The organism is Fibrobacter sp., from assembly GCA_012523595.1.
In the GTDB taxonomy this organism is placed as follows: domain Bacteria; phylum Fibrobacterota; class Chitinivibrionia; order Chitinivibrionales; family Chitinispirillaceae; genus JAAYIG01.
The window spans coordinates 1-4525 of sequence record JAAYIG010000061.1; the positions used below are offsets into that span (position 1 = coordinate 1).

The following is a 4525-nucleotide window of genomic DNA, read 5'->3' on the forward strand; positions in this document are numbered from 1 at the left end:
AAAAGAATGGCATGCGGCTTTCGGAACAGAGCCCATTACAGAACAGCAATCTTTTTTCATTGCGGAGGATTGGATTTGTACCCATATCCTCCTGTAAAGCCTTGTTTACGTTTCAGAAGTGCTTAGACACAATATGTTGGGGCTACCCACGAAAAAGCCGGAAGCGGCTTCTATATATCGAATGTTTTCTAAAAAACTATTAGCTCTTAATTATGTCAGACATCATATGTTTGTCCAACGTCGTAATCGGAATCGATTCTATTTCGATGCCGATACCGATACCGATCAGAAGGAGTCTCAGACAATATTATGGGATAATGCCCGATATTAAACAAGCAGAAACAGACAGGGGAAACAGATAGAGACAATACTCAGCAGATTGTCTCTATTGGTGCTTTCCCTTTGAGATTCACACACTGGCTGGAAACATAATTCTGAGGATCAGGAACAGCATCTACACAACTGATCGGCAGTTTGTCCTGATGTTTGAAAAGAAATTTCTGGCCGTAAGAGTTCCAGGCTTTGTCAAAAACATTCTGAGAACGCCACTTTACAACAATATCAGTCGTCACCATGATTCTGCTCACCTGATTTGCCTGCATGCAAAAATCCAGATCCCAGAAATGGCAGTCATCAAAAGTTTCCTCATCAAAACAAATATTCTGGAAAAGTGATGTCCTGACAGCCATAAATACTCCATCGACTGCAACTACCGGAGAATCACCGTTCTCAGGAGAGAATACAACCGCAAAGAAATCACCATTCTGCAGATGATAAACTACCCTGCCCTTTACAAACGGACGACCGGCAGCAGTCCAGGAGTACTTGTCAGCATAAAGAAATTGCGTTCCGGCGACACCAATCACCCCTAACCAGGGATCATCAGCAAACTTTTTCTCCAGAATTAAACCCCAGTTCATCTTCATGAAGAAAAGTTCTTCCGGAATAAAAACAAAAACATCACCGCGCGCTCTGGCTATCCCCTGATTGTAAGCTGCAGCCAAACCAATCCCATTGCTTCCATCAATCATGATATACTCATGATCCACACCCGCTGTCCTGAAAATATTCCTCTCCTGAATCGACTGTGGAATCGGCCTTCTCCAGCATGTTATGACACTTATCATACCCATTTACCTCCAATGCAATACTAAATATGAATTAACTTCGATAGCATTGCAACACCTGACCTTGATTCACCCGATTGAAGGATAGATTTGTTTAGCTGTAAAAGAAAATTTCTTGTTCTGATTATAATTCTATGAAATGGTTTAACTGGTTTTAAACAGAAAAGAGTATTTTGACCACTGATTTTGATGATTAAAGAAATCTGATTTACCTGATTTTAAACAGGGAAAAAGGTTTAAAATTCTAAGGTACATACCTCTCGATGCTGATTCCGATTCCGATGCAGATATTGATACCGACCGGGACAGAGGATAGATGTTCAGGATGCGGTGTACCGGGAGAAAACCAGAATGACCCTTAATCAAACGAATCGAGATCCCTCTTCCTGCCCACTTCCCTGCCCTTCCCGATGACCTTTTTCCCGAACCGGGCCACGATTCTATCGACGGCAGCCTCTGAAGCCTCCAGTGACTCCAGAGATTTCTGTGCAAAAAGGTCGGTCTGCACCGCTTCATCAAGACCAGTTATCCCCACACCCAGAAGTCTCAGCGAGCGCTCTCTGAGCTCTTCAAGAAGTTCAAAAGCACTTTCATAGATCAATTTTGCAGCATTTGTGGCAAAGGGAAGTGGTTTCCTCCGGCTGTGCCTGCTGAAATCGGGTCTGCGCCAGGTGATAAAAACAGTCTGTCCCTTTACTCCATAGGAACGCGCCCGCTTTGAAACATCCTGAACCAGTGAAAACAGTACCTCCTGCCATTGTCCCCTGTCCTGTGAATCAACATTGAATGTGTGTTCGCGGGATATGGATTTAATAGATTCTTCATTTCCCACCGGACGATCATCTATCCCCCTGCAGAGATCGAAAAGCGAAACCCCATTTTTACCAAACCGTTCCTCAAGATACTCTATTGACAACTCCTGAAGATCACCGATCGTGCATATTCCCATCCTCGCAAGCGCCTCTGCACTCTTCTTCCCCACCCCCCAGATCTTCTGAACCAGCATTGGCGCCAGCCATTTCTTTATTTGATCAGGATCGAATGGTGCAATGGTAATACCGTTTGGCTTGTTCATATCCGATGCTATTTTTGCCAGAAATTTGTTCGGAGCTACTCCAATAGAACCGGTTAATTTCTGTTCAACCTTTATTCTCTCTGAAATCTCCTTAGCTGCATTAAGAGCAGATCCATAAAGCCTCTCGGTCCCGCTCATATCCAGAAATGCCTCGTCAACCGAAACCTGTTCCACACAGGGAGAAAACCTCTCGAAGATACTCATTATCGCCTTTGATACGCTCGCGTACACTCTCCCCCTCGGAGTCACAAAAATTCCCTGAGGACAGCGCCTGTATGCCTCATTGACAGGCATCGCAGAGTGAACCCCGTATTTGCGTGCCTCATAACTGGCAGTTGAAACTACTCCCCTGAAACCAGGACGGGCACCCACAATTACAGGTTTACCCCTGTATTCAGGATTGTCCCTCTGCTCTATTGAAGCAAAAAAAGCATCCATGTCAATATGGAAAATTGTCCTTGGAGAATTCATCTCTCTTTATCCATCCTGCCCGAACTCTTAACAGCCCTTTTCCATTTCTTCAATTACGATTAAGAACGCGCTTTGCCGGGCACAAAAGAGTCCAACCGGTCTTTTTTACCCGAATACATCTTTTCTGGATCGCTCTCCTGGTCATTGTATTGACTCTCACCACACAACATTATCAACCCAGAAGCAAAACGGGGAATTCTTCCCGACTCTGGTCTCCAGTTCCACCTCTTTTGCCACCTGGTCAGCAACCTCAAGTGCCACTTCTTTCCAACTGTCAAACCGGACCTCAGAATAACGGGCACTGCTGGAGGGCTTGAAAGAAGGTGGATTATAGTATACCCAGTCACCACCAGCCTTACGAATCCTGAAAGAAACCTTCCCGTTTCCCCTCAGGTTAAATCTGATTGTTTTCTCAGCACCATTTCTCCTCAGTATAGCTTTTGAGGCGCTGCTGTTTGCCTTTCGTGCATCTCCGCTGATACGCAGACAGAATTTTCCATCCTTAACAGATACAGTATCCCTGAAAAGACTTACTCCTGAATTGCAGGAAACCCAACCCTCGGAAGAACTTTCAAATCCCCCGGAATCAATAGCATCTGCCCCGGAGATTCTGTCCTGAAATGCCTCCGAAAGGCTGTCAAACTGAAAAGATTTGTTTACAAACGAAGCGCAGACCGGAAGATGGTCAGAATAACCCTCCCCGGTGTGCATTTTTCTCTTCTTTTTCCATCTTGTCTGCCATCTGTAGGGCTTTCCATTTCTTATCAGTTGCCCATCCCAGGTAAATACCCTGAAGCTGTTATCGATATATGAGATGCCTCTGGAATCGTAAAGCGATGCAGGCAGGATGATATGATCAGGAGTCTGATAATTACCCCTGAAAACATAGCTCATCCGTTCTGTCTCGGGCAGTTCAAGCCAGAGATCGTAGTGCATTCCGGTGATTCCATCCGCGAAATCCCTTTCTGTTACAAAACGGTTCCCATCTCTGACAGTATTAAGCACATGATTGATGCTGGTTCTGCCATCAGTGTCATCATGACCGAAAACCTTCAGCTTCAAATATTCATCATAGTCACAGTTAAAATCACCCAGCAGAACATAATCTGTTCCCTCCTGGAGACTCAATAAACGTGAACGCAGTGTCTCTGCAGCTTTTATACGGAATGATTCAGGATAGTTCTTTGAAGGCCAGTGATTTACAAACAGTTTTAATGATGATTTCCCGATCTGAAGATCTGCTTCAAGAATACATCTGGTTTTTGCTTTTCCTCCAAGAACCACCGGGATTTGCCCATACTTTACAAGACGGTATTTCGAAAGTATAGCTGTACAGGTAATTGTTTTTTCCACCCCCTCTCCGATTACCATGAACGGGTAGTTCTTTCCCCTCCTGGCAAGGGCATTTTTCAACTGTTTCAGCGCGTTTCCATTTTCCACTTCACAGAGCGCCACAACATCGGCATCGATTGCGGAGATAACCGATGCGGTATTTTCCACTTTTTTCCTCTGTATTTCCCGGTCCCAGTTCGATGTGCCTGGCTTGTATTCAGGGTACTCCAGCCCGTCATAGTTGAGATCAAAAAGGTTTTCAACATTATAAAAGGAGATGGTTATTGTGTCGGCCTTCTCCTTATCCGTGGAAATTGCACGTGCTTCAGACTCAGGAACATCTTTCCTGCATCCTGAAATCAGAACAAAAAGGAGTAAAATTATACCGCTTATCTGTTTCAAACAAATACCATCCTTTTATATACCAGATCTGTGCGTAGCCGGATGGGGAACGAATATTTAAAGCATTTTGAAAAGAATTAACCTTCAAGGCCTGCAATGTTATAATATAAATACAACA

General features: G+C 44.3%; 3 protein-coding genes. All 3 read right to left on the reverse strand.

Annotated elements, in window-relative coordinates:
• Window positions 1-371 precede the first annotated feature (371 nt).
• Entirely contained in the window at window positions 372-1127 is a 756-nt protein-coding gene (locus GX089_03710) for a hypothetical protein (GenBank protein NLP01577.1), read from the reverse strand.
• A 358-nt stretch (window positions 1128-1485) separates the two neighbouring features.
• The gene (gene dinB, locus GX089_03715) at window positions 1486-2673 is read right to left on the reverse strand and encodes a DNA polymerase IV (protein ID NLP01578.1); all 1188 of its coding nucleotides are present in this window, start codon (window positions 2671-2673) and stop codon (window positions 1486-1488) included.
• A 156-nt stretch (window positions 2674-2829) separates the two neighbouring features.
• Entirely contained in the window at window positions 2830-4407 is a 1578-nt protein-coding gene (locus GX089_03720; GenBank protein ID NLP01579.1) for a hypothetical protein, read from the reverse strand.
• Between the last annotated feature and the right edge of the window lie 118 nt (window positions 4408-4525).

Bases quoted from the DNA above. Each gene is read 5' to 3' on its own strand.
- GX089_03710 (NLP01577.1), bottom strand. From the start codon at position 1,127: ATGATAAGTGTCATAACATGCTGGAGAAGGCCGATTCCACAGTCGATT.
- dinB (NLP01578.1), bottom strand. From the start codon at position 2,673: ATGAATTCTCCAAGGACAATTTTCCATATTGACATGGATGCTTTTTTT.